19 protein-coding genes and 1 tRNA gene are annotated in these 24348 nt (G+C 74.1%); 9 read left to right on the top strand and 11 right to left on the bottom strand.

All coding sequences use genetic code 11. The annotated features are described in order from the left end of the window. Nucleotides 1-59: 59 nt before the first annotated feature. The 4 genes from PU704_RS15950 to PU704_RS15965 form a co-directional block, all read right to left on the bottom strand. The gene (locus tag PU704_RS15950) at nt 60-1043 is read right to left on the bottom strand and encodes an aldo/keto reductase (RefSeq protein ID WP_277551992.1); all 984 of its coding nucleotides are present in this window, start codon (nt 1041-1043) and stop codon (nt 60-62) included. Nucleotides 1044-1170: 127 nt separating this feature from the next. Next, entirely contained in the window at nt 1171-2961 is a 1791-nt protein-coding gene (gene selB / locus PU704_RS15955; protein WP_277552020.1) for a selenocysteine-specific translation elongation factor, read from the bottom strand. A 2-nt stretch (nt 2962-2963) separates the two neighbouring features. Continuing rightward, nucleotides 2964-4301: an L-seryl-tRNA(Sec) selenium transferase gene (gene selA, locus PU704_RS15960; protein WP_277551993.1), complete on the bottom strand. Its 1338-nt coding sequence runs from the start codon at nt 4299-4301 to the stop codon at nt 2964-2966. Between the two features lie 68 nt (nt 4302-4369). Then, nucleotides 4370-4464 (bottom strand) — tRNA-Sec (locus PU704_RS15965). Nucleotides 4465-4535: 71 nt separating this feature from the next. Between PU704_RS15965 and selD the strand changes: the two genes are divergently transcribed. After that, nucleotides 4536-5525, top strand: coding sequence for a selenide, water dikinase SelD (gene selD, locus PU704_RS15970; protein WP_380112476.1), 990 nt, complete (start codon nt 4536-4538; stop codon nt 5523-5525). A gap of 20 nt (nt 5526-5545) precedes the next feature. Here the strand turns inward: selD and nrfD are convergent, their stop codons facing one another. The 5 genes from nrfD to PU704_RS15995 form a co-directional block, all read right to left on the bottom strand. Continuing rightward, a complete protein-coding gene (gene nrfD, locus PU704_RS15975) occupies nt 5546-6640 on the bottom strand; it encodes an NrfD/PsrC family molybdoenzyme membrane anchor subunit (protein WP_277551995.1) in 1095 nt (364 codons plus the stop codon). Further along, nucleotides 6637-7635, bottom strand: a complete 999-nt coding sequence (locus PU704_RS15980; RefSeq protein WP_277551996.1) for a 4Fe-4S dicluster domain-containing protein — start codon at nt 7633-7635, stop codon at nt 6637-6639. The genes nrfD and PU704_RS15980 overlap by 4 nt, the downstream gene beginning before the upstream one ends. Further along, on the bottom strand, nt 7635-11015 hold the full coding sequence (fdh, locus tag PU704_RS15985; protein WP_277551997.1) for a formate dehydrogenase: 3381 nt from the start codon (nt 11013-11015) through the stop codon (nt 7635-7637). The genes PU704_RS15980 and fdh overlap by 1 nt, the downstream gene beginning before the upstream one ends. Before the next feature lie 94 nt (nt 11016-11109). Beyond that, a complete protein-coding gene (locus PU704_RS15990; protein WP_277551998.1) occupies nt 11110-12414 on the bottom strand; it encodes a heparan-alpha-glucosaminide N-acetyltransferase domain-containing protein in 1305 nt (434 codons plus the stop codon). A 369-nt stretch (nt 12415-12783) separates the two neighbouring features. Then, on the bottom strand, nt 12784-13287 hold the full coding sequence (locus tag PU704_RS15995) for a MarR family winged helix-turn-helix transcriptional regulator (protein WP_075871652.1): 504 nt from the start codon (nt 13285-13287) through the stop codon (nt 12784-12786). A gap of 255 nt (nt 13288-13542) precedes the next feature. Here PU704_RS15995 and PU704_RS16000 point away from each other — a divergent pair, with 255 nt between their 5' ends. From PU704_RS16000 to PU704_RS16025, 6 genes are all read left to right on the top strand, one after another. Further along, nucleotides 13543-14007, top strand: a complete 465-nt coding sequence (locus PU704_RS16000; RefSeq protein ID WP_047805269.1) for a hypothetical protein — start codon at nt 13543-13545, stop codon at nt 14005-14007. Nucleotides 14008-14336: 329 nt separating this feature from the next. Continuing rightward, nucleotides 14337-15971, top strand: a complete 1635-nt coding sequence (locus tag PU704_RS16005; RefSeq protein WP_075871650.1) for a peptide ABC transporter substrate-binding protein — start codon at nt 14337-14339, stop codon at nt 15969-15971. Nucleotides 15972-16094: 123 nt separating this feature from the next. Beyond that, complete coding sequence (locus tag PU704_RS16010) at nt 16095-17018, top strand: ABC transporter permease (protein WP_047805271.1); 924 nt, start codon at nt 16095-16097, stop codon at nt 17016-17018. Further along, the gene (locus tag PU704_RS16015; RefSeq protein ID WP_082157613.1) at nt 17011-17988 is read left to right on the top strand and encodes an ABC transporter permease; all 978 of its coding nucleotides are present in this window, start codon (nt 17011-17013) and stop codon (nt 17986-17988) included. Before PU704_RS16010 ends, PU704_RS16015 begins: the two co-directional genes overlap by 8 nt. Beyond that, nucleotides 17985-19043: an ABC transporter ATP-binding protein gene (locus PU704_RS16020; RefSeq protein ID WP_277551999.1), complete on the top strand. Its 1059-nt coding sequence runs from the start codon at nt 17985-17987 to the stop codon at nt 19041-19043. Before PU704_RS16015 ends, PU704_RS16020 begins: the two co-directional genes overlap by 4 nt. Further along, a complete protein-coding gene (locus tag PU704_RS16025) occupies nt 19036-20067 on the top strand; it encodes an ABC transporter ATP-binding protein (protein ID WP_075871648.1) in 1032 nt (343 codons plus the stop codon). Before PU704_RS16020 ends, PU704_RS16025 begins: the two co-directional genes overlap by 8 nt. A gap of 88 nt (nt 20068-20155) precedes the next feature. Here the strand turns inward: PU704_RS16025 and PU704_RS16030 are convergent, their stop codons facing one another. After that, nucleotides 20156-21103 (bottom strand): DNA-3-methyladenine glycosylase family protein, encoded by a 948-nt coding sequence (locus tag PU704_RS16030; RefSeq protein ID WP_277552000.1) that lies wholly within the window; start codon nt 21101-21103, stop codon nt 20156-20158. 419 nt (nt 21104-21522) lie between these two features. Between PU704_RS16030 and PU704_RS16035 the strand changes: the two genes are divergently transcribed. Both PU704_RS16035 and PU704_RS16040 read left to right on the top strand, forming a co-directional pair. Beyond that, the gene (locus PU704_RS16035) at nt 21523-22776 is read left to right on the top strand and encodes an NRAMP family divalent metal transporter (RefSeq protein ID WP_371212469.1); all 1254 of its coding nucleotides are present in this window, start codon (nt 21523-21525) and stop codon (nt 22774-22776) included. Further along, complete coding sequence (locus tag PU704_RS16040; protein ID WP_047803129.1) at nt 22773-23576, top strand: putative hydro-lyase; 804 nt, start codon at nt 22773-22775, stop codon at nt 23574-23576. The genes PU704_RS16035 and PU704_RS16040 overlap by 4 nt, the downstream gene beginning before the upstream one ends. An 8-nt stretch (nt 23577-23584) precedes the next feature. Here PU704_RS16040 and PU704_RS16045 read toward each other — a convergent pair whose 3' ends face one another. Continuing rightward, the gene (locus PU704_RS16045) at nt 23585-24280 is read right to left on the bottom strand and encodes a GntR family transcriptional regulator (RefSeq protein WP_277552001.1); all 696 of its coding nucleotides are present in this window, start codon (nt 24278-24280) and stop codon (nt 23585-23587) included. Between the last annotated feature and the right edge of the window lie 68 nt (nt 24281-24348).

Genomic DNA, 24348 nt, shown 5'->3' on the forward strand with positions numbered 1-24348 from the left:
CCGGTGGCGGATCGGCCCGCGCCGGCCGGCCGAGGCGGCGGCCCCGGGGCCGGGCTAGCTCAGAACCCGGAGGGGTTCCGGGGGGTGTAGGCCTCCTCGAGGCGCCGGACCTCCTCGTCCGTCAGGTCCAGCTCGGCGGCGGCCGCGGCGTCGTCGATGTGCTGCTCGCGGGTCGCGCCCACGATCGGCGCCGTCACGGCGGGCCGGCCGGCGACCCACGCGAGGGCCACCTGGGCCATCGGCACGCCGCGCTCGTCGGCCACGGCAGCGACCGCGTCGACGATCGCCCGGTTCGCCGCCACGTCCTGCGTGTAGAGGCCCTGGCCGAACGCGTCGGTGCTCTCCCGGGTGCCGGAGCCGGCGGCGCCCCAGGGCCGGGTGAGCCGGCCGCGGGCGAGCGGACTCCAGGGCAGCACGCCCACCCCGGTCGCCCGGCAGAACGGGTGCATCTCCCGCTCCTCCTCGCGCTCGAGCAGGTTGTACTGGTCCTGCATCGAGACGAACCTGGTCCAGCCGTGCAGCTCGGCGGTGTGCTGCAGCTGCGCGAACTGCCACGCCCACATGCTCGAGGCCCCGAGATAGCGGGCCTTGCCGGCCTTCACGACGTCGTGCAGGGCCTCCATGGTCTCCTCGACGGGCGTGCGGGGGTCGAACCGGTGGATCTGGTACAGGTCGACGTAGTCGGTCCCCAAGCGCTGCAGCGACGCGTCGATCTCGTGCATGATCGCCGCCCGGCTGAGGCCGCCGCCGTTGCGCGCGTCCCGCATCCGACCGTGCACCTTGGTGGCGATCTGGAGCTCCTCCCGCGGAGCGATCTCCCGGAGCAGCGTGCCGGTGATCTCCTCGCTGGAGCCCAGCGAGTACACGTTGGCCGTGTCGAACGTGGTGATCCCGGCCTCGTAGGCGCGGCGCACGAACGGGCGGGCCTCGTCGAGGCCCACGCTCCACGCGTGCGACCCCTTGGCCGGATCCCCGTAGCTCATCATGCCCAGCACCACGGCGCTCAGCTCGAGGCCGGAGCTCCCCAGACGGACGGTTCTCATGACGGTTCTCCTTCTGCACGGCGGACGATGGCGCGGCGGGCGACGGACGGTGGCACGGAGCCACGGCGAGGTCGCGGGCCCGCTCCCGATCCTAGGAGAGCGCGCCCCGACCGGCCGGACCGCGGGCTCAGCGCGCCACGGTCCGGTGCCCGGCGTCCAGCCGCCGGGTCCAGCCGCGCGCGTCCAGGTGCTCCAGCAACGGGATCGCCACGCGCCGCGTGGTGCCCAGCGCCTGGCGCGCCTGGCTCGTGGTGAAGGGCTGCGGCAGCCGGGCGAGCTCGCGCATGGCCAGGGCGGGGGCCGTGGGGAGCAGCACGAGCCCCTCCCCGATCCGGAGCAGCCGCCCGGCACGCTCGGCGGCGGCGAGCTCGCGGGCGCCCAGGCGCAGCGCCGTCAGGTCCTCGGCCTCCGGGGCGCGGAAGGGCTCGGCCGCGAGCCGGTGCTCCAGCCGGCGCACGGCCGGCTCGTGCGCGCCGAGGCCGCCCCGGTGCTGCGGGGAGCGGATGTGCCCGCCCTCCTGCGCCAGGCCGGCACCGCGGACCACCGGGTCGACCAGGGCGGCGTCGGGCAGCGCGAGCAGGTCACGGGCGGCACCCCGGGACAGGCCCGCCGCCAGGGGGTCACGGGCGTGCAGCTCCTCCACGGCCGTGCGCAGCCGCTCCTGCCAGGCGTCGAGCACGGGAGCGTGCACCCACCAGCCGCCGGCCGCGCGCACCCCCGCGGGCGGGGCGGCGTCCGCGGCGGGCAGCAGGCCGAGCCGGTGCAGGCGCTCCGCAGGGACCGCGCCGCGGCGGGCCACCTCGGCGAGCACGTCCCCGCGGGCGTCCAGGCCGGTGAGGCGCGCGGCCCGGCGCGCCCGGTCGCCGCGCCGCCGCAGTGCGGGCGGGTCGGCGTCGAGGACCAGGGCGCCGCCGAGCACCGAGCGGCTGCCGGGATCGCGCAGCACCACGCGGTCCCCGAGGACGAGGGGCAGGGGGCGGTCGAGGGCCAGCCGGGCGTGGTCGTCGTCGAAGGGACTGAGCCGGGCCGGGACCGCCGCGGTGCCGGCGTGCACCACGAGCTGCTCGGCCAGGAGCGGGAACGCGGACCCGGTGGTGCGGCGGACGTCGAGGACGCCGGTGACCGGCCACGCGCCGGGGGTGACCAGGGCGTCGCCGCGGTGCACGTCGTCGGCCGGCACCCCGCGCAGGTTCACGGCCACCCGGGCGCACGGCTCCAGCGACGCGGCCGGCCGGTTGCGGCTGTGCAGCCCGCGCACCGCCACCGGCCGGGCCCCGCCCGCGCCGAGCAGCTCCAGCCGGTCGTCCTGCCGGAGGGTGCCCGCGGCCAGGGTGCCGGTCACCACCGTGCCGGACCCGGTGATCGTGAAGGAGCGGTCCACCCACAGCCGCAGCCGCCCGTCGGCAGGCGCGGGCGCCTGCGCCAGGACGTCGTCGAGCGCGGCGCGCAGCTCGTCCAGGCCCGTGCCCTCGAGGGCCGAGACGGTGACGGCGGGCGCGTCGCGCAGGCCCGTCCCGGCCAGCTCCGCCCGGACCTGCGCGAGCACCTCCTCGGCGCGCCCGGGCGCCCGGTCGGCCCGGGTGAGCACCACCACGCCGCGCTCGATGCCCAGGGCCGCGACCGCGTCGCGGTGGTCCCCGGACTGCGCCTGCCAGCCCTCGTCGACCGCGACGACGAAGCACACCACCGGGGCCGGGCCGAGCCCGGCGAGCATGTTGCCGAGGAAGCGCTCGTGGCCGGGGACGTCCACGAAGGCCACGTCCCGCCCGGAGGGCAGCGTGGTCCAGGCGTAGCCCAGGTCGATGGTCAGCCCGCGGCGGCGCTCCTCCTCCCACCGGTCGGGCTCCATGCCGGTGAGGGCCCGCACCAGCGTGCTCTTGCCGTGGTCGACGTGCCCGGCCGTGGCGACGACGTGCACGCTCACCGGGTTCCTCCGGTATCGCCGTCCGTCCCGTCCAGGGCGGTCAGGGCGGCGCGCACCGCGGCGAGCAGACGGTCGTCTTCGGACTCGGGCACGCAGCGCAGGTCGAGCAGGCAGGCGTGGTCGTGGACCCGAGGCAGCACGGCCGGGCGTCCGGCGCGCAGCGGCGCGGCCGCCGCCTCGGGCAGCCGGACCGCCCACCCCGGCAGCGGCACACCGGGAGCGCCGCCGCCGCCGACCCGGCCGTCGTGGGGGACCACCGGCGCGCCGACGGCCGCCGCGAGCCGCTCGGCGCGGGCACGCAGCCGGCCGGGGTCGGCGTGCAGCGCCCGGACCACGGGGGTGGGCCCGCCGGCGAGCGTGGCCTCCAGCGCGGCGAGCGCGAGCTTGTCGGCGCGCACCGCGCGGGCGAGGGGGTGGCCGGCCAGCCGGGCGACGACCTCCGCGCGGCCGAGCACCACCCCGGCCTGCGGGCCGCCGAGCAGCTTGTCGCCGCTGGCGATGACGATGTCCGCACCGCCCGCGAGGGCGGAGGCGGCGTCCGGCTCTCCCGGCAGGTGCGGGTCGGGGGTCAGCAGGCCGCTGCCCAGGTCGGCCACCAGGGGCACGCCGTGGGCGCGCGCCAGCGGCCGCAGCTCCTCCGGCCCGACGCCCGAGGTGAAGCCCTCCACCCGGAAGTTGCTCGGGTGCACCTTGAGCAGGCACCCGGTCTCCGGGCCGAGCGCCTCCGCGTAGTCGCGCAGGTGCGTCCGGTTGGTCGTGCCCACCTCGCGCAGCCGGGCTCCGGTCGACTCGATGAGCTCCGGCAGCCGGAAGCCGGCCCCGATCTCGACGAGCTCGCCGCGGCTGATCACCACCTCGCGGCCGGCCGCCAGCGCCGTGGTGGCCAGCACCAGCGCGGCCGCCCCGTTGTTGACCACCAGCGCCTCCTCGGCGGGCGGGCAGGCGGCGAGCAGGGCCGCCCGGGCCCCGGCGCCGCGGCGGGACCGGGTGCCGGTGCGCAGGTCCAGCTCCACGTCGACGTACCCGGCCGCCGCCGTCAGCGCCTCGGTCGCGGCCGCCGACAGCGGCGCGCGGCCCAGGTTGGTGTGCACGACCACCCCGGTGGCGTTGAGCACCGGGGTCAGGGTCGACGCGGAGCGCTGCGTGAGCGCGGCCAGCACCGCCGGCTCGACCTGGTCGGGGGTGAGCTCACCGCGCCGCGCCCGCTCCTGGGTCCCGCGCACCAGGGAGCGGACGACCTCCTCGCTCAGCCGCTCGCGGGCCCGGCGGACGGCCGGCAGACCCATGAGCTGGTCGGTGCGCGGGATCAGGCGACGCGGATCGTCCTGGGCCACAGTTCCTCCTCGGCGAGCCGGGCGCATGACAGACGGTGACGGACGCAGCCGTTGACGGAAACGGAAGTTGGCGGAGGCGGACGGGAATCGAACCCGCCAGACCGAGGTGCTCGGTCTCACCGGTTTTGAAGACCGGGGGGCCCACCAGGACCCGGACGCCTCCGCCGCCCAACCTAGCACCCGCCCCACCACTAGGCTGACGGCATGGAACAGACCCGCACGCCGCACCCGTCCCTGCCCGAGACCGGCGCGGTCCGGCTGACCGGCTTCGCCCACGGCGGCGGCTGCGCCTGCAAGATCCCGCCCGGGGAGCTCGAGGACGCGGTGCGGGGTCTCACCGGACAGACGGGAGCCGGTGTGCTGGTCGGCCTCGACGACGGCGACGACGCCGCGGCCGTCCTGGTGCACGAGGACCTCGCGGTGCTCTCCACCGCCGACTTCTTCACCCCGGTCGTCGACGACGCCTACGACTGGGGCCGGATCGCCGCCGCGAACGCGCTGTCGGACGTCTACGCCATGGGCGGGCGCCCGGTCATGGCGATCAACCTGGTGGGCTGGCCGCGGGACGTGCTCCCGATGGAGCTGCTGACGGAGGTGCTGCGCGGCGGCCTGGCGGTGGCCTCCGAGGCGGGGTGCCCGGTGATCGGGGGCCACTCCATCGACGACCCGGAGCCGAAGTACGGCATGGCCGTGACAGGTGTGGCAGATCCCGCCCGGCTGCTGCGCAACGACGCCGCCGCGCCCGGGCTGCCCCTGACCCTCACCAAGCCGATCGGCGTGGGGCTGCTCAACAACCGGCACAAGGCGACCGGCGAGGTCTCCGCCGAGGCCGTGGCCACGATGACCCAGCTCAACCGGGACGGCGCCGAGGCCGCGCTGACCGCCGGGGCCCGGGCGGCCACCGACGTCACCGGGTTCGGGCTCCTCGGGCACCTGCACAAGATGTGCCGCGCCTCCGGGGTCGGCGCGGTCCTGGACCGGGCGGCGGTGCCCCTGGTCGAGGGGGCCCAGGAGGCGCTGCGGGACGGCTTCGTCTCCGGGGGGACCCGCCGCAACCTCGACTGGGTGCGCCCCCACCTTCGCGCCGGGGCCGGCGTGCCCGAGGAGGACCTGCTGCTGCTGGCCGACGCGCAGACCTCGGGCGGGCTGCTCGTCGTCGGCGAGCTGCCCGGCTACCCGGTGATCGGCCACACCGTGGCCGGATCCGGCATCGAGGTGCGCTGAGCGCCGTCCCGGGACGGCGCTCAGCCGGCCGTGGTGATCGAGTCGTCGACGACGCCGGCGGCCCGCCGGGCGGCCAGGCGCGCCTTCTGCGGCTCGATCGTGTACCGGGGGTCCTGGGCCGAGTGGATCCCGGCCTCCAGCACGCCGAACCGCGTCAGCGCGGAGGAGGCCAGCAGCGCCAGCCCCGACACCGCGGCGACCGCCCGGTGCCGTCCGCCCAGCAGCGTGCCGAGACCGCCGGCGACCGCCAGCCGCTCGCTCCACACCAGCATCGTCCCGGCCGGTCCGTGGTGCAGCGGCTCGGCCGCCACGGGGTGCATCCGCCGCTCCATCAGCTTCGTGGCGACCAGCTCCCCGGCCACGCCCAGCACGGCGATCCGGCGGGCGGGGCCGGCCTGACCGACCGACGTCGTGACCATCGCCAGACCGCCGGAGGCGAGGCTCGCCGAGCTCACGAAGACGAACGCCAGGTGCTCGCGGGCGTCGTTCCAGGTGGGGGTCGCCGTGTCGGAGAGCAGGACCGCGGTGTAGGCGGCCAGCGGCCCGGCGAACACGGCGGCCTCGACCCCGGCCGGTCCCTCGACCGCGCGCAGCACCGGGCGCAGCGGCCCCAGGGGCAGACAGGCACCGGTCATCCGGTCGACCTCGGCCACGGCCGCGGTGCCCATGCCGGCGCCGAACGCGCTGAGGATCCAGGAGCCCACGCTCATGGGGGACGTCACCTTGAACGTGCGCAGCATGTTGAAGAAGCGCTCCGGCCGGCCGAGGTCGGCGACCAGTGCCACCGCACCGGCGCCGAGGGCGGCCACCGAGCCCAGCCGGGCGTTGCGGCGCAGCTCGTCCCGGCCGGTGAGCTGACCGCCCAGGGCGAGCAGCGCCGAGCCGCCGGCCACGCCGCCGAGGAACAGGTACGCGGCGACCTCGTGGCCCCACGGCGCCGGCTTGACCACCGGCCGCCCGTAGTAGGACGTGAACTCCGCCTCCGGGACCATCGGCATCTCGCGCGAGCCGTCGCCCCCGCCGCCCTGGCCGGGGCCCCGGCGGCGCGGGCCGCCGCGCCGACGGCGGCGCGGCTGCTCGGGGGGACGGTAGCCGTCGAACTCGGAGAGGCTCACGAACGGCCTCCCGCGAAGGCCAGGGCGGCGGCGGCGAGCATGCCCGCCGCGGCCAGGCCGGCCCGCCGGTACATCTGGGGCAGGTCGGCGGTCGGCACCCGCGGGTCCGGCGGCAGCCCGTACACCTCCGGCTCGTCGAGCAGCAGGAACACCGACCCGGTGCCGCCCACGCCGTCCAGCTCGTTGGCGCCGTACAGCCTCGCCTCGGTGCGCCCCTGGGCGTGCAGCTCCGCGACCCGCTCCCGCGCCTGGTCCACCATGTCGTCGTGCTCGCCGTACTTGATGGAGGTGGTGGGGCAGGTCTGCGCGCAGGCGGGCGTCTGGTCGTCCACCATGCGGTCGTAGCACAGGGTGCACTTCTGGGCGATGCCCACCTTCGGCACCTCGGGCCGGGTCCCGGGCTGCTCGCCCCGCTTCGTGCGCGGCGCGGCCGTGCCGTCGGTGCGCCGCTCGATCACGCCGAACGGGCAGCCGGCCACGCAGGTGCCGCACCCGTTGCACACGTCGTCCTGCACCACCACGGTGCCGTGCTCGGTGCGGAACAGCGCTCCCGTGGGGCACACGTCGAGGCACCCGGCGTGCGTGCAGTGCTTGCAGACGTCGGAGGACATCAGCCAGCGGAACTCCTCGGTGTCCGGCGGGGTGGTGTCCTCCGACGCCGTCCGCGGGCGCGTCTCGGGAGGCCCCACCTGGGGCATGCCGAGGCTCACGAGCTTGCGCCCGGACTCCCGGGCCTCCTCGATGCGCTCGCTGTCCTGCTCGACGAACGCCACGTGCCGCCAGGTGCTCGCGCCCAGGGAGCCGGTGTTGTCGTAGGAGGACTCCAGCAGCCGCAGGTCCCCGTCCTGGGGGTTCTGGTTCCACTCCTTGCAGGCCACCTCGCAGGCCTTGCAGCCGATGCAGATCGAGGTGTCGGTGAAGAAGCCCTTCCGCGGGTGCTGGTGCTCCCAGTGCGCGTCGGCGGTGGGGTCGGTCGGTCCGGCCAGCTGGCCCATCAGTTCTCCCTCTGGGGTTCGGTGCTCGGATCGGTGCTCGGGTCAGTGCTCTCCAGGGCGGCCCCGGCGGTGTCGGGCGGATCCACCCGGGTGTTGCCGGTCGCCACGGTGGCGCCCGCCCGCACCTGGTAGTCCGCGACGAGCTCGAGCAGCGCGGCGCCCTGCGGGCGGCGGCCCGGCCGGATGTGGCAGGAGCCGACCTTGGAGTCCTGGATCTGCACGTTGGGCTCGAGCGTGAGGCCCAGCAGGTCGTTGGCCGAGTCGCCGCTGACCACCGCGTCGTCGCCCACACCCCAGTGGTAGGGCAGCCCGATCTGGTGCACGGTCTGCCCGCGCACCACCAGCGGGGTCATCCGGTCGGTGACGAGCACCCGAGCCTCGATCGCCGCCCGCGGCGAGACGATCGTGGCCCAGCCGTAGGGCTCCAGCCCGCACTCGGCGGCGAGCTCGGGGGAGACCTCGCAGAACATCTCCGGCTGCAGCTCCGAGAGGTACGGCAGCCACCGGCTCATGCCGCCGGCGGTGTGGTGCTCGGTGAGCCGGTAGGTGGTGAACACGTAGGGGTACACGTCCGCCCCCGGCTCCCCGGCGCTCGGGGCGCTGAGGTTGTCCGGGCGGGCGAACAGCACCCGGGACGGGTTGCGCTGCTGGGTGTACAGGGCGTTGTCGATCGGCGACTCCTGCGGCTCGTAGTGCGTGGGCAGCGGCCCGTCCAGCACGCCCTTGGGCGCGTAGAGCCAGCCCTTGCCGTCGGCCTGCATGATGAACGGGTCGTCGCCGGCGAGTGCGGCCGCGCCCCCGGCGTCGGGGTCGGGGCGGGTGCCGGGGGCGAGGTGCAGCGGGAAGTCGGGCACGTCGTCCCCCACCCACCGGTCCTGCTCCTCGTCCCACCACACGAGCTTCTTGCGCTCGCTCCAGGGCCGGCCCTCCGGGTCGGCCGAGGCGCGGTTGTAGAGCAGGCGGCGGTTGGCCGGCCACGCCCACCCCCACTCCAGCGCGGCGGCGTCCTGCTCCTGGCCGGGCCGGCGCAGGGCGGCGCGGTTGACGCCGTCGGCGTAGACCCCGGTGTAGATCCAGCAGCCGCCGGAGGTCGAGCCGTCCGCGCGCATCTCGGTGTACGACGACAGCGGTCTCCCGGCGTCCGGGCCGGTGAGGTGACGGCCGTTGATCTCGGCCAGCACCGCCTCGGGGTCCGGCTCGCCGTGCTCGTCGACGGGGTAGTCCCAGGTGAGATCCAGCAGCGGGCGGTCGCGCTCGTCCTCGGACCCGGCCAGCCGCTCCCGGATCCGCCGGCCCAGCTCGAAGAAGAACTGCAGCTCGCTCTGGCACTCGCCCGGCGGTGCCACGGCCTGGTGGCGCCACTGCAGCAGCCGCTGGGTCTGGGTGAACGTGCCCGACTTCTCCACGTGCGTGGCCGCGGGCAGGAAGAACACCTCGGTCTCGATGTCCTCGGTGCGCAGCTCGCCCGAGGCGATCTCCGGGCCGTCCTTCCACCAGGTCGCCGACTCGATGAGGTTGAGGTCCCGCACCACCAGCCACTTGAGGTGGGACATGGCCATCCGCTGCATCCGGCCGTTGGAGGACCCCACGGCGGGGTTCTGGCCCAGGACGAAGTAGCCGTCCACCTCGTCCTCGAGCATCTTCGTCAGCGTCTGGAAGGTGCCGTGGGCGCCGGTGAGGCGCGGCAGGTAGTCGTAGGCCCAGTCGTTGTCCGCGGTGGCGGCGTCCCCCCACCAGGCCTTGAGCAGGCTGGTCGTGTAGGCGTCGGCCTCGGCCCAGTAGCCCTTCTGCTTCTTCGAGGCGATCGCGGCCAGGTAGTCGTCGAGCGTGTCGTGGGTGCCGGCCACCGGCATCGGCAGGTAGCCGGGCAGCAGGTTGAACAGCGTCGGGATGTCGGTCGAGCCCTGGATGCTGGCGTGCCCGCGCAGGGCCATGATCCCTCCGCCGGGACGGCCCATGTTGCCCAGCAGCAGCTGCAGGATCGAGGCGGTGCGGATGAACTGCGCGCCCAGGCTGTGCTGGGTCCAGCCCACGGCGTAGGCGAAGCAGGTGGTCCGCTCGCGCCCGGAGTTCTCGGTGACGGAGCGGGCCAGGTACGCGAAGTCCTCAGGGGTGATGCCGCACACCTCCTGCACCATCTCGGGGGTGTAGCGCGCGAAGTGCCGCTTGAGGATCTGGAACACCGTCCGGGGGTCCTGCAGGGTGTCGTCGTGCTGCATGCGGGCGTGCTCCATCGGGGCGCCGCCGCTGCCGAGCTGCTGGCCAGCCGCCTCCTCCACGGCCTCGACGCCGGCCTCGACACCGTCCTGAGTGTCGCCCTCGGGCGCGTCCACCTTGCCGTCGTGGTTCCTGCTGGGGCCTTCCTCGTCCTCGGCGTAGGCCCAGGTGGACATGTCGTACTGGCCGGTCTCCGGGGCGAAGCCGGAGAACAGCCCGTCGAGGTCCTCGGCGTCGCGGAAGTCCTCGTTCACGATCGTGGCCGCGTTGGTGTAGGCGCGGACGTACTCCTCGAACCACAGGTCGTGGGTGAGCACGTGGTTGATCAGCGCGCCGAGCAGGACGATGTCCGAACCGGCCCGGATCGGGACGTGCTTGTCAGCGACCGCCGAGGTGCGGGTGAAGCGAGGATCGACGTGGATCACGCGGGCCCCGCGGGCCTTGGCCTCCGTCACCCACTGGTAGCCCACAGGGTGGCACTCGGCCATGTTGGAGCCCTGGATGACGATGCAGTCGGCGTTGGCCATGTCCTGCAGGGACTGCGTCGCGCCACCGCGACCGAACGAGGCTCCCAGACCGGGAACCGTGGCGGAGTGTCAAATACGGGCCTGGTTCTCGATCTGGATCGCTCCCGCGGCGGTGAAGAGCTTCTTGATCAGGTAGTTCTCTTCGTTGTCCAGCGTCGCGCCGCCCAGGGCGGCGAGGCCCATCGTGCGGCGCAGCGGCCGGCCCTGCTCGTCGGCGTCCTGCCACCCGTTGCGGCGGGCCTCGAGGACGCGGTCGGTGATCATGTCGACGGCGGTGTCCAGGTCCAGGTGCTGCCACTCGGTGGCCCGGGGGGCGCGGTAGAGCACCCGCGTCTGCCGGCCCGGCGCGTTGACGAGCTGCTCGCTGGCCGAGCCCTTGGGGCAGAGGCGGCCGCGGGAGATCGGCGAGTCCGGGTCGCCCTCGATCTGGACGACCTTCTCGTCCTTGACGTACACCCGCTGCCCGCAGCCCACCGCGCAGTACGGGCACACGCTCTGCACCACGCGGTCCGCTGTGCTGGTGCGCGGGGCCTGCTCCCGGGTGCGCTCGGAAGTCACGGCCGGGCCGCGACCGAGCAGGTCGCCCGAACGAAGCTGCCGGACGACCGGCCATTCCAGAGGACTGAACCGTGCCATGGGAGGAGCATAGCCCGCCGGGCGCCGCTGTGGCACGGGCCACGCCGATCGGGCCGGCACCGCCCCGCTCCGTCCGGGCCCGGCGCCCGGGTGCTCAGCGCGGGGTCCGGGCCTCCGGCGTCGCGACCGGACGGGCACGTCCGCCCAGGACCAGGCGGCGGGTGCCGCCGACCGCGGCCCCGACCACCCGCTCGAGCGGGCCCTGGCCGAACCACTTCTGCCACAGCACGGCGAAGCCGGCGGCCACGGCCACGTGCACGGCGAACCAGGGCCACGGGTGGTCGTAGTGGAGCGTCGTGGCCAGGGCGAGCAGGTGGGCCGAGTACAGGGTCAGGGTGCGCCCGCCCATGGCGCCCAGGGTGGTCCACAGCGGGTTCGCCCGGGCGAGCAGGAGGAACGCTCCCAGCACGGCCAGGCCGGTGCCCAGGTCCATGAGCAGCGTCACCGGGGTGTTGCTGTGCGGGCCGGCCGTCAGCAGCCACCACCAGGTGGAGGTCGGCAGGTCCGGGCTCGGGCCCCAGACCAGGATCTCGTCGATCTGGTCCTCGCTCAGCCAGGGGGTGTGCCGCATCAGCTGGTCGTAGCCGCCGGACTGGAGGACCAGAAGCCAGTAGGCGAACCACGCGCCGAGGGCCAGGAGCGCGCCGACCAGCACGATCCGGACCTGCACCTGGACGGCGTGCAGGTCCAGGCGGCCCAGGAGCAGCCCGGCGCAGAGGTAGCTCAGGTACGGCACGGCGGGGTAGGTGCCCGTCAGCAGCACCTGGGCCAGGAACGCCCCGGGCTCCGCCGCCAGGCTGCCCAGGGTCGGGTTGACCGCCGCGGGCTGGGGCAGGGCCGGTCCCAGGGTGTGCACGAGCAGGGGGCCGGCGACCGCGAGGACGGCCGCGCCGGCGGCCAGGGTCCGGCGCCGCAGGCCCAGCAGGGGCACGGCCAGCAGGAAGAACGCCCCGTAGTAGACGAGGATGCCCAGGGCCGGGGCCGGGGTGGGCATCAGCTCGTTGATGCCGAGCCCGACGGCGGCGATCAGCAGGGCGCGGACCACGAGCCCGGCGCGCGTGGCGGTCAGCTCCCGTCCGCGGTGCGGTGTCCGCCCGCCGGAGGAGAAGGCCAGGCTGAGCCCGGCGAGCAGGGCGAACAGCGCCGCGGCGCGGCCGCCGAACAGGGTCCACTGCACCGTGGGCGCGAAGGTCTCGGGGTCGTGGGCGGGCAGGATGTGGACGGCGATCATGCCGATCAGGGCCAGGCCGCGAGCCGCGTCCACGGCGACGAGGCGGGGCCGGCGCCCCGGCCCGCGGGGCGCGCGGTCGACGCCGGCCGTGCCGGCAGCTGTCGCGGTGGCGCCTGTCGTGCCGGCGCCTGTCGTGAGGGTGGGGGGAGCTTCGGACGGTGTGGTCATGGAGATCTCCGGGGGGCGGGAGCGCGGGGGCGGTGGCCGTGGTCAGCGGGGGGCCGACGGGTCGGGGGTGGGGCTGTGGTCGGCGGGGGGCCGACGGGTCGGGGGTGGGGCCGTGGTCGGCGGGGGGCCGACGGCGCAGGGGCGGGGACCGACTGCGGGGATCCGGTGGGTCGTGCGCGGTTCTCCGGCCGGCTCCGGGGGTGCGGGACCGGCCCGGCGATCGGCGCGCCGGACGGGGAGGTCCGGTCCGCCGGTGGTCCCGAATCCCCCTCGGGCCCCTTCGTACCCTAGGAGCCGCAACACGCCCTGTCCACCTCAGAGGAGATGGTGTTGTCCCAGGTCACACTGGACTTTTCCGGGTCGGGACGGTCAGCCGCCGGACGGTCCGCCGCCGTCCACGGCGTCCCGCATGCGATGCAGGAAGCTCACCACGACCTCGGCCTGCTCGGGGGTGAGGGTCCGGGCGGCGGCGATCATGCGCTCGTGCACGGCGGTGAGGGTGGCGCGCACCTCGCGGTCGGCCCCTTCGGTGGCCGTGACGATCAGGGCCCGCCGGTCGGTGGGGTGCGGTTCGCGGCGGACGTGCCCGCTCTTCGTCAGCCGGTCCAGCAGCGTGGTGGTCGAGGCCGAGGAGATGCCCAGCCGGGCCGCCAGGTCCCGGGGGCTCACCGTCCGGCCGGCGCGGGCGGCCTCCAGGAGGTGGCGGAGGGCGAGCAGATCGGTCTCGCCCATGCCCATCTCGCTGCGGGCCCGCCGGCGCATCCCGTTCTCGGCGGCGCGGTACGCACGCAGGGCCTCCAGCACCTCCACGGCCGCGCGCGAGGCGTCGTCGTCGCCGTACCAGTATCCCGATGACGTGGTGGGTGTTGGCATATTGTTCACCGCACCTCCTGGAAGAGCGGGGCGCACGGATGGTGGAATGGAGTCGGCCTCCCGGTCGCACGGCCGGGACGGTTCCCGGACCCCCGGGCGGTGGTCGCCCGGTGCCCGCTCCCCGATCGTAACAACCATCGTGCTGATAGCTAGACTTTCTAGTATCTTTCGGATTGCATGGACCTTGCGCCGGGGGGAGCCGGCTCCGCCCGCGCCCCCGTCGGGGTGGCAGCAGCAGGACTCGAGGAAGGTTCGATGATGAGCAAGTCAGTGTCCCCGCAGTCGGCGGCCCGGTCGACGGACCTCGACCCCACCCCCCTCCTCCCGCTGTCCCCGGAGGCCCCGGCCGCCGCCGGCCAGCCCCCCTGTTGCCACGAAGAGCTCGTGCAGAGCGTCTTCACGGCCGCCGGCGAGGTGGAGACCGCCGAGTGGGCGCTCGACCGGGCGCTGGACGAGGCTGCGGGCTCCGACGACGAGATCGGTGTCGGGTTCGACGTCGCGCCGGTCGACGGCACCCTGGAGACGGCACGGTGGGCCCTGGACCAGGCGACGAGCGTGCTGCACGCCCAGATCCGCGCGGCGTCCCGGGCCGGGGTCCCGGTCGCGGTCCTCGCCGAGGCGTCGGCGCTGGGGGCGCACGAGCTGGCCGCCGTGCTGGACGCCGCGGACCCGGCGGCGCCGACCGTCGCCCAGCCGGCCGCCCTGCCGACCGCCGGCTGACGTCACCGGCTGACGTCACCGACCGCCTTCACCTACAGTCCTCGCCGGCCGCCTCCACCGACGGCCGGTGGCGGGTGGCCGGCCTTTTGTTACAGGTGAGTAACCGATACCGCGAGTTCCTGTTTCTTCGGGCGTGTCAGCGCTGATCGGAGGGCAGGACGCCATAGATTTCTTCATGGGCACGACGGATGGTGATCTCCGTCACGTCGGGCCCGGGAGCCCTGCGCTCCCCGACGAGCGAGCCCAGTGCTCGCCCCGGCGCGGCCCCGTCTCCCCGGAGTGCGAACCCAGCACTCCCGGCGGGCCCGTATCGACCCATGGAGGAAACGATGAGAACGAAGCGGATCGCGGGCGCATCAGTGGTGCTGACCGGATCGTTGCTGCTCACCGCGTGCGGTGGGGGAGACGGCGGGTCGGGAGACGCCGCCGCCGAAGAGGGCGGCGGCACCTTCAGCGTGTACATCGGGGAGCCCGAGAACCCGCTGGTCCCGGGCAACACCAACGAGACCGAGGGCGGCCAGATCGTCGACGCGCTCTGGACCGGGCTCGTGGAGTACGACCGGGAGACCAACGAGGCCGCCTACACCGGGGTTGCCGAGTCCATCGAGTCCGAGGACCAGAAGACCTGGACCGTCAACCTCAAGGACGGCTGGACCTTCCACGACGGCACCCCGGTCACCGCGCAGAGCTACGTGGACACCTGGAACTACGTGGCCAACAGCGAGAACGCCCAGGGCAACTCCTACTTCTTCGCCAACGTCGAGGGCTACGAGGACCTGCAGGCGGAGGAGGGCAAGAAGCCCGCCGCCACCGAGATGTCCGGCCTGCGCGTGATCGACGACCAGACCTTCGAGGTCACCCTCACCGACCCCTACGCCCAGTGGCCCACCACGGTCGGCTACACCGCGTTCTTCCCGATGCCCCAGGCCTTCTTCGACAACCCCGAGGGCTTCGGCGAGCAGCCGATCGGCAACGGCCCGTTCAAGGCGGACGAGGCCTTCCAGGACGGCGTGGGCATCACCCTGACCCGCTTCGACGAGTTCGGCGGCGAGGAGCCGGCCAAGGCCGAGGGCGTGGAGTTCCGCGTGTACACCGAGATCAACACCGCCTACAACGACCTGCAGGCCGGCTCCCTCGACGTCATGGACGAGCTGCCACCGGACGCCATCGCCTCCGCGGAGGACCAGTTCGGTGAGCGGCTCAAGACCCAGCCCCAGGGCGACATCACCTCGCTGGGCTTCCCGACCTACGACGAGCGCTTCGCCGACCCGGAGGTCCGCAAGGCCTTCTCGATGGCGATCGACCGGGAGGCCATCACCGAGTCCATCTTCCAGGGCACCCGCACCCCGGCCGCCTCGTTCGTCTCCCCGGTGGTGGACGGCTACCGCGAGGACGCCTGCGAGGCGTGCGAGCTGAACGTGGAGGAGGCCAACCGGATCCTCGACGAGGCCGGCTTCGACCGCTCCGAGCCCGTGGACCTGTGGTTCAACGCCGGCGCCGGCCACGAGGAGTGGATGCAGGCGATCGGCAACCAGCTCCGCGAGAACCTGGACGTCGAGTACCAGCTGCGCGGCGACCTCCAGTTCGCCGAGTACCTGCCGCTGCAGGACGAGAAGGGCATGACCGGCCCGTTCCGCTCCGGCTGGGTGATGGACTACCCGGTCATGGAGAACTTCCTCGGGCCGCTGTACACCACCGCCGCGCTGCCGCCGGCCGGGTCGAACTCCACCTTCTACAGCAACGAGGAGTTCGACGCCCAGGTGCGCGCCGGCAACAGCGCCGCCTCGATCGACGAGGCGGTCCAGGAGTACCAGAAGGCCGAGGACATGCTGATCGCGGACATGCCCGCGACCCCGCTGTTCTACCGCGTCACCCAGTACGCGCACTCGGAGAACGTCAGCGACGTCTCCGTGAACGCCTTCCAGCGCGTCGAGGTCGAGGACGTGGTCGTCGGCTCCGAGTGATCCGTCCCGGGCTCGGGGCGCCCCCTCCGGGGCGTCCCGAGCCCGTTCCGTTCGCGCGACACCCTCGCGCACCACCTGCGCGACACCATTCGCGCACCCCTCCGCACACAACCAAGGAGACCCATGGGGCGGTACGTCCTCCGTCGTCTGCTGCTGACCATCCCGGTGCTGCTGGGCGCATCCCTGCTCATCTTCGCCATGGTCTACGCGCTGCCGGGCGATCCCATCCGAGCGCTGGGCGGGGACCGCCCGCTCTCGGCAGCGGTGCAGGCGCAGCTGCGCGCCGAGTACAACCTCGACGACCCGCTGCTGATCCAATACGTGAAATACCTGGCCGGCCTGGTGCAGGGGGACTTCGGCACCGACTTCTCGGGCCGGCCCGTCCTGACCACCATCCTCGACCGGCTGCCCGTGACGATCCGGCTGGCCCTCGTGGCCGTCGGCTTCGAGATCCTCATCGGCATCCTCGCCGGCGTCCTGGCGGGCCTGCGCCGCGGCTCGTTCTTCGACAACCTGGTGCTCGTCTCGACCACGGTCGTCGTGTCCATCCCGGTGTTCGTCCTCGGCTTCCTGGCCCAGTACGTCTTCGGCGTGCGGCTCGGCTGGTTCCCGATCGCCGGCCTCACGGACGGCTGGTTCAGCTACATCCTCCCCGGGCTGGTGCTCGCGGCCCTGTCCCTGGCCTACGTGGCGCGGCTGACCCGCACGAGTCTCGCGGAGAACCTGCAGAGCGACTACGTGCGCACCGCCCGGGCCAAGGGCCTGAGCGAGACCACCGTGGTCGGCAAGCACGCGCTGCGCAACAGTCTCATCCCGGTGGTCACCTTCATCGGCGCCGACCTCGGCGCGCTGCTGGGCGGGGCCATCGTCACCGAGTCGGTGTTCAACATCCCCGGTCTGGGCCGGGCGGTCTACGACGCGGTGCTGCGGCAGGAGGGCGCCGTCGTCGTCGGGATCGTGACCCTGTTCGTGTTCTTCTACATCTTCTTCAACCTGGTGGTCGACGTCCTCTACGCCGCCCTCGACCCGAGGATCCGCTATGAATGAGCCCCGCACGGAAACACTCGAGGAGCCCACGCACGAGGAGGGCACGCACCGGGAGTCCTTCTCGGACCGTGTCGACGACCGCGCCGAGGAGCTCGCCTCCGCGGCCGCCGGCGGCGACATCGAGCAGGCCGGCCTGTGGCGGGACGCCTGGCGGCAGCTGCGCCGCAACCCGTTCTTCATCGTGGGGGCGCTGCTGTTCCTCGCCTTCGCGCTGATGGCGGTGGCCCCGCAGCTCTTCACCTCCGTGGACCCGCGGGAGTGCAGCCTCTCCCGCTCCGGGGGCGCGCCGCAGGCGGGCGCGCCGTTCGGCTACGACGTGCAGGGCTGCGACTACTACGCCAACGTGGTCCACGGTGCCCGGGTCTCCCTGTCCATCGGCTTCCTGGCCGTGTTCGGCACCCTGGTGATCGGCGTGGTGGTGGGAGCGCTGGCCGGCTACTACGGCGGCTGGATCGACTCGGTGCTGGCCCGGGTCACGGACATCTTCTACGGACTGCCGCTCATCCTGGGCGCCATCATCCTGCTGTCCGTGCTGCCCGAGCGCGGGATCCTGGAGGTCTCGCTCGCCCTCATCGCGTTCGGCTGGATGACGGCGATGCGCCTCGTCCGCTCCAACGTGATCGGCGTCAAGGAGGCCGACTACGTCCAGGCGGCGCGGGCGCTGGGCGCGGGCACCGGGCGGATCATCACCAAGCACATCCTGCCCAACGCGATGGCGCCCGTGCTCGTGTACTCCACGATCGCCGTGGGAACGATCATCGCCTCCGAGGCGACGCTGACCTTCCTGGGCGTCGGTCTGCAGCTGCCCGAGATCTCCTGGGGCCTGCAGATCAACGCGGCGCAGAACAGGCTCCGGGACGCCCCGCACCTGATCCTGTTCCCGTCGCTCTTCCTGTCCCTGACCGTGCTCGCGTTCATCCTCATGGGGGATGCGCTGCGCGACGCCCTCGACCCGAAACTGCGCCGATGACACCCTCCCACCCCGCATCCGCCCCGTCCCCGGCGGTCTCCGCGTCCGCGGAGCCGCCCGTCCTCAAGGTCGACGACCTCGCGGTGGAGTTCCGCTCCCGCCGCCGCACCGTCAACGCCGTCAACGGCATCAGCTACTCCGTCCGCGCCGGGGAGACCCTCGCCGTCGTGGGCGAGTCCGGCTCGGGCAAGAGCGTCAGCGCCCAGGCCGTGATGGGCATCCTCGACATCCCGCCCGCCCGGATCACCAGCGGGGAGATCCGCTTCCGCGGCGACGACCTCCTGGCGATGAGCCGCAGGGAGCAGCGTGCGGTGCGCGGCCCGGGGATCGCCATGGTCTTCCAGGACGCGCTGTCCGCCCTCAATCCCGTCTTCACGGTGGGGCACCAGATCGGCGAGCTGTTCCGCGCGCACCGCAAGGCGTCCCGCGGCGAGGCGCGCGAGAAGGCCATCGAGCTCATGGAGCGCGTGGGCATCCCCGCGGCCCGCGAGCGCGTGGACGCCTATCCGCACCAGTTCTCCGGGGGCATGCGCCAGCGGGTCATGATCGCCATGGCGATCGCCCTGGACCCGGACATCCTGATCGCGGACGAGCCGACCACGGCGCTCGACGTGACCGTGCAGGCCCAGATCATGGACCTGCTCAGCGAGCTGCAGCGCGAGACCGGGATGGGGATGATCCTGATCACCCACGACCTCGGCGTGGTCAACGAGGTCGCCGACCGGGTGGCCGTGATGTACGCCGGGAGCATCGTGGAGAACGGCACGGTGGACGAGGTCTTGGCCGAGCCGCTGCACCCCTACACCAAGGGGCTGATGGCGTCCATGCCCAGCCTCGAGTCCCACGGCGACCGGCTGCACCCGGTGACCGGGACCCCGCCCGACCTCTCCGCCGTGCCCAGCGGCTGCGCCTTCCACCCGCGGTGCCCCCTGGCCCGGTTCGGGCGGGCGGCGGCGCCGGGCAAGGACTGCGCGGCGGACGTCCCGGTCCTGCGCGAGGTCGTCCCCGGCCGCACGGCCGCGTGCCACTACAGCGAGGAGCTCGAGCATGAGTGAGTCACAGCCCACGACGACGGACGTCCCGCTGCTGGAGCTGCGCGACCTCACCAAGCACTTCCCGCTCACCCAGGGGATCGTGTTCCGCAAGACCGTGGGGCAGGTGCGCGCCGTCGACGGCGTGAGCATGACGCTGCACCCGGGGGAGACCCTCGGGCTGGTCGGCGAGTCCGGCTCCGGGAAGTCGACGGTGGCCAAGCTGGTCATGGGCCTGGAGCGGCCGACGGCCGGGCAGATCCTGTACAAGGGCCAGGACATCACCGCGATGTCCGCCCGCGAGCTGCGGGACTACCGCCGCAACGTCCAGATCATCTTCCAGGACCCGTACTCCTCGCTGAACCCGCGCATGACGGTGGGCGACATCGTGGCCGAGGCCTGGGAGGTGCACCCCAACTCCGTGGCCCGGAAGGACCGGGGCGCCCAGGTCCGGGAGCTGCTGGAGCGGGTGGGCCTGCGGGCCGACTACGCCAACCGGTATCCCCACCAGTTCTCCGGTGGGCAGCGCCAGCGCATCGGGATCGCCCGGGCACTGGCCCTGCGCCCCGAGGTCATCATCTGCGACGAGCCCGTCTCCGCCCTCGACGTGTCCGTGCAGGCCCAGGTGATCAACCTGCTGCAGGACCTGCAGGACGAGTTCGGGCTGTCCTTCCTGTTCATCGCCCACGACCTCTCCGTGGTGCGCCACCTCAGCAGCCGGGTGGCGGTGATGTACCTCGGCAGCGTCGTGGAGACCGGGGACCGGGACGCGATCTACGAGCAGGCCGCGCACCCGTACACGCAGGCGCTGCTGTCGGCCGTGCCGGTCCACGAGCCGGCCCTGCGCGGGTCCCGGGAGCGGATCATGCTCAGCGGCGACCTGCCCAGCCCGGCGAACCCGCCGTCCGGCTGCCGGTTCCGCACGCGCTGCTGGAAGGCCCAGGACGTCTGTGCCGAGAAGGCGCCGCCGCTCGTCGACCGGGGTCAGGGGCACCCCTCGGCCTGCCACTTCGCCGAGACCCGCGACCTGGTGGTGGGCACGGCGTAGCCGACGCACCACGGGCAGGGCCCCGGCCGCACTTCGCGGCCGGGGCCCTGCCCGTGGTGCGTCCTGCGGGGCCGCCGCGCCGCCGGACTCATCCGGGCCCGACGGCGGGGAGCGGCGGAGCGGCCGAGTCCGGGAACGCCGCGCGGGCCCACAGCAGCATCACGGCGTAGCTGCGCCAGGGGCTCCACCCGGCGGACCTCTCCGCCGCGGCGGCGGTCCCGGCCACCCCGAGGGCGCGGCGCAGGACGAGGTCCTGCGGGAGGAAGACGTCGGGCTCGCCCAGGACCCGCAGGGCGACCGATCCCGCCGTCCACGGGCCGATGCCGGGCAGGGCGAGCAGGTGCCGGTGCCACCGGGCGGCGTCCCGCGCGGCGCCGGCTCCGCCCGCCGCGGCCGGGGGCTCCAGGTCGAGGCCGTCGCAGACCGCCGCGGCGAGCGCGTGGATCGTCGCCGCCCGGCGGGTCGTGACCCCCAGGTCCTGCCGCAGCCGGGACGGGTCCGCGGCGGCGATCCGCCGGGCCGACGGGAAGGCGGTGAGGCCGTCCGCCGCGGGGGAGCCGTAGTGGCGGAGCAGGCGTCCGGCGAAGGTGCGCGCCGCGGCGAGGGAGACCTGCTGCCCGAGCACGGTCAGGACCGCGGTCTCGAAGCCGTCCGGGGAACCGGGCAGCCGGATCAGCGGCCAGGCGCGCACGGCGGGCGCCAGCGCGGAGTCGGACGCCAGGGCGCGGTCCGCGGCGGGGGACTCCGTCCCGTCGCCCAGCCAGCGGCGCACCCGGCGCAGCACCGGTTCCAGGGCGTCCTCCGCCCCGGGGCCCACCCGCACCGGCAGACCGGCGGGCGTGAGCCGGTCCCAGCCCACGGTGACGGTGCGCGCCACCCCGTCCACGACGACGGGCCGCCGGTGGGCGCCTCCGGCGAGGTCGTCGCAGCCCGGTACGGCCTGGGACGCCAGGAAGTCGCGGAGGAACCGCGCGGACGTGGGCGGCGGGAGCAGGACCTCCACGGTCCCGCCGGGGCCGCCGTCCGGGCCGGTCACCGGCGGCGTCCGCGCCGCACTGCGGCCGGGTCGCGGCCCGCGCCACGGCCCGCGCCGCAGGCCGGAGCGGTCGCCCGGCCTGTCCCGGGGCCCGTCCGACGGCGGATCCCGCTGCCCGTCCCCGTGCTCTGCCCGGTGCCTTTCCCGGTGCCTTGTCCGGTGCCTTGTCCGGTGCCTTGTCCGGTGCCTTGTCCGGTGTTCTTCCCGGTGCGCTCCATGCGGTCCTTCCGACGTCCCGGGGCGGCGCCCCTGAGGGCCACCCTGTCCTCCGGGCGCCAGGCTGTCCAGATGTCGGCCCGTGACCACCCCTGGCAAGATTGTTCAACAATCATTACACTGGCGGGACAGTGACCGCGGCCACATCCCGGGTGGTCGGCGCCGCGTCCGGGCGCAGGTCGCACCCGTCCCGAGGAGGACGCATGTCCAGCTCCGCCCCCGCCCCGTCCGCGCCCGAGGGCCGCGGGCCCGTCACCGGCCCCGCGGCCATGCGGGCCGTGAACCGCTCCGCACTGCTGGGCGCCCTGTTCCTGATGGCCACGAGCGCCATCGGGCCCGGCTTCATCACGCAGACCGCCAACTTCACCGTCCAGCTCGGCGCCGCCTTCGCGTTCGCCATCGTCATCTCCATCGTCGTCGACATCGCCGTGCAGCTGAACGTGTGGCGGATCATCGGCGTCTCCGGGCTCAAGGCCCACGAACTGGGCAACCGCGTGCTCCCCGGCCTGGGCTGGCTCATCGCCGCGCTGGTGGCGACCGGAGGCCTCGTGTTCAACATCGGCAACACCGCCGGCGGCGGCCTCGGCCTCAACGCGATGCTCGGCCTGGACGCCACCTGGGGCGGCATCATCACGGCCGTGTTCGCGGTGGGCGTGTTCGTCAGCAAGCGCGCCGGCGTGGCCCTGGACCGCATCGTGGTGGTCCTCGGCGTGGTGATGATCCTCGTGACCGGCTACGTCGCGCTCGTCTCCCGGCCCCCGGTGGGGGAGGCCCTGCGCAACGTGGTGCTGCCCGAGGACGTGAGCTTCCTGGTCATCACCACCCTGATCGGCGGCACGGTAGGCGGCTACATCACCTACGCGGGCGCCCACCGGATCGTGGACGCCGGGATCACCGGCGTGGACAGCGTCAAGCAGATCTCCCGCAGCTCCGTGGTGAGCATCGTGCTCACCGGCGTGATGCGCTTCCTGCTGTTCCTGGCGATCCTGGGCGTGGTCGCCGGCGGCGCGCAGCTCACGGGGGAGAACCTGGCCGCCCAGGCCTTCCAGTCGGCGGCCGGTGAGGTGGGGCTGCGCCTGTTCGGCATCATCCTGTGGGCCGCCTCCATCTCCTCGGTCATCGGCGCCGCCTACACCTCGGTGTCCTTCCTCACGACCACCCGCACGAGGCCGCGCACCCGCAACCTCCTGACGATCGCGTTCATCGTCGTCTCCGCCACGGTGTTCGCGCTGCTGGGCCAGGCCCCGTCCACGCTGCTCATCGTGGCCGGCGCGGTCAACGGGCTGATCCTCCCGCTGGGCTTCGCCGTGCTGCTGTGGGTGGCCTGGCGCCGGCAGGACCTGCTGGGCGGCTACGCGTACCCGAAGTGGCTGGCGCTGCTGGGCACCGTGATCTGGCTGCTCACCATCTACCTGGGATACCAGTCCCTCAGCGGCATCGCCGCGCTGTGGTCATGAGCGCCCCGGCCGGGCCCGCGCAGCGCTCCGCCCTGCTCCCCGTGCGTGCCCGCGAGCTGTTCCGCGGCGGACTGGTCACCCCGACAGCCGGGTGGTGCGACGGCTTCGCCCAGGCGAACCTCGTGGTCGTGCCCCGGGACTGGGCCTTCGAGCTCCTGCTCTTCGCCCAGCGCAACCCCAAGCCCTGCCCGGTCCTCGCGGTGCTCGACGCCGGTGAGGTCACCGGCCCCGTGCTCGGGGACGGGGACGTCCGCACCGACCTCCCGCTCTACAGCCTCTACCGGGAGGGCGAGGCGGCGGGCACGCGGGAGGACGTCCTCGACGTGTGGCAGGACGACCTCGTGACCTTCGCCCTCGGCTGCAGCTTCACCTTCGAGGCCGCCCTGCAGGAGGCGGGGATCCCTATGGCCCACATCGACCAGGGCGTCAACGTCCCGATGTACCGCACGAACCTCCCGTGCGAGCCCGCCGGCCGGCTCTCCGGCCCGCTGGTGGTCTCCATGCGGCCGATCCCGGCGGACCGGGTGGCCGACGCCGTGCGCATCACCTCCCGCTACCCCGCCGTGCACGGGGCGCCCGTGCACGTGGGCGCCCCGGGGGAGCTGGGGATCCGCGACCTCTCGGCCCCCGACTACGGGGACGCCGTGCAGATCCCGGCGGGTCACCTGCCGGTGTTCTGGGCCTGCGGGGTGACGCCGCAGGCGGCGGTGCTCGAGTCCGGGGTGCCGGTCGCGATCGGGCACGCTCCCGGCCACATGCTGGTCACCGACGTGCCCAACTGGCGCTACCAGGTGCCCTGAGGGGCCGGTCAGGGCGCCCCGGGGCCCTCCAGGACGGTGAGCAGCTGCTGCCGGGAGTCCTCCAGGTACCGGTGCATCTGCACGGAGGCCTCCTCCCGGGAGCCCTGCTCGAAGAGCTCCAGGATCCGGGCGTTGCGCTCGATGTAGGGGGCGTGGAAGGACGGGTCCTGGCGCATGGAGAAGAAGACGAGCCGCATCTCCGCCAGGATCCGGGACATCAGCTCGTTCTGCCGCACCGAGCCGGCCAGTTCCACCACGGTGCGGTGGAAGCGCTGGTTCGCGTCGGCCATGCCGCCGACGTCTCCCCGCCGGTGCGCGGCGTGGCCCGCCGTGACGGCGGCGTGCAGGCCGGGCTGCGGCCCGGGGGCCGTCCAGCGCAGCGCCGAGGTCTCCAGCGCGAGCCGCACCCGGTAGATCTCGCGCACGTCGTCCGCGCCGGGCCGGGCCACCGAGACGCCGCGGTTGGGGATCCGCTGCAGCAGGTTCTCGTTGCCCAGCACCGTGAACACCTCGCGCAGGGTGTTGCGGGAGATCCCGAGCACCTCGCTGACCCGGGCCTCGGAGAGCCGGGTGCCCGGCGGGAGCCGGCCGGCCATGATGCCCTGGCGCAGGACGCCGGCGGCCCAGGAGGTCGCCCCGCCCTGCGGGGCGGGCCCGGCCAGGCCGACGGCGGTCAGCAGGAACTCGTTCTCCACGGTGTTCATCAGGACACCATCCTGACATCCCCGGCGGCGGCCGCCGCCCCGTGGGTGCGGGGCGGGACCGTGTCCCT

The sequence above is a fragment of the Kocuria oceani genome (assembly GCF_029524215.1).
GTDB lineage: Bacteria > Actinomycetota > Actinomycetes > Actinomycetales > Micrococcaceae > Kocuria > Kocuria oceani.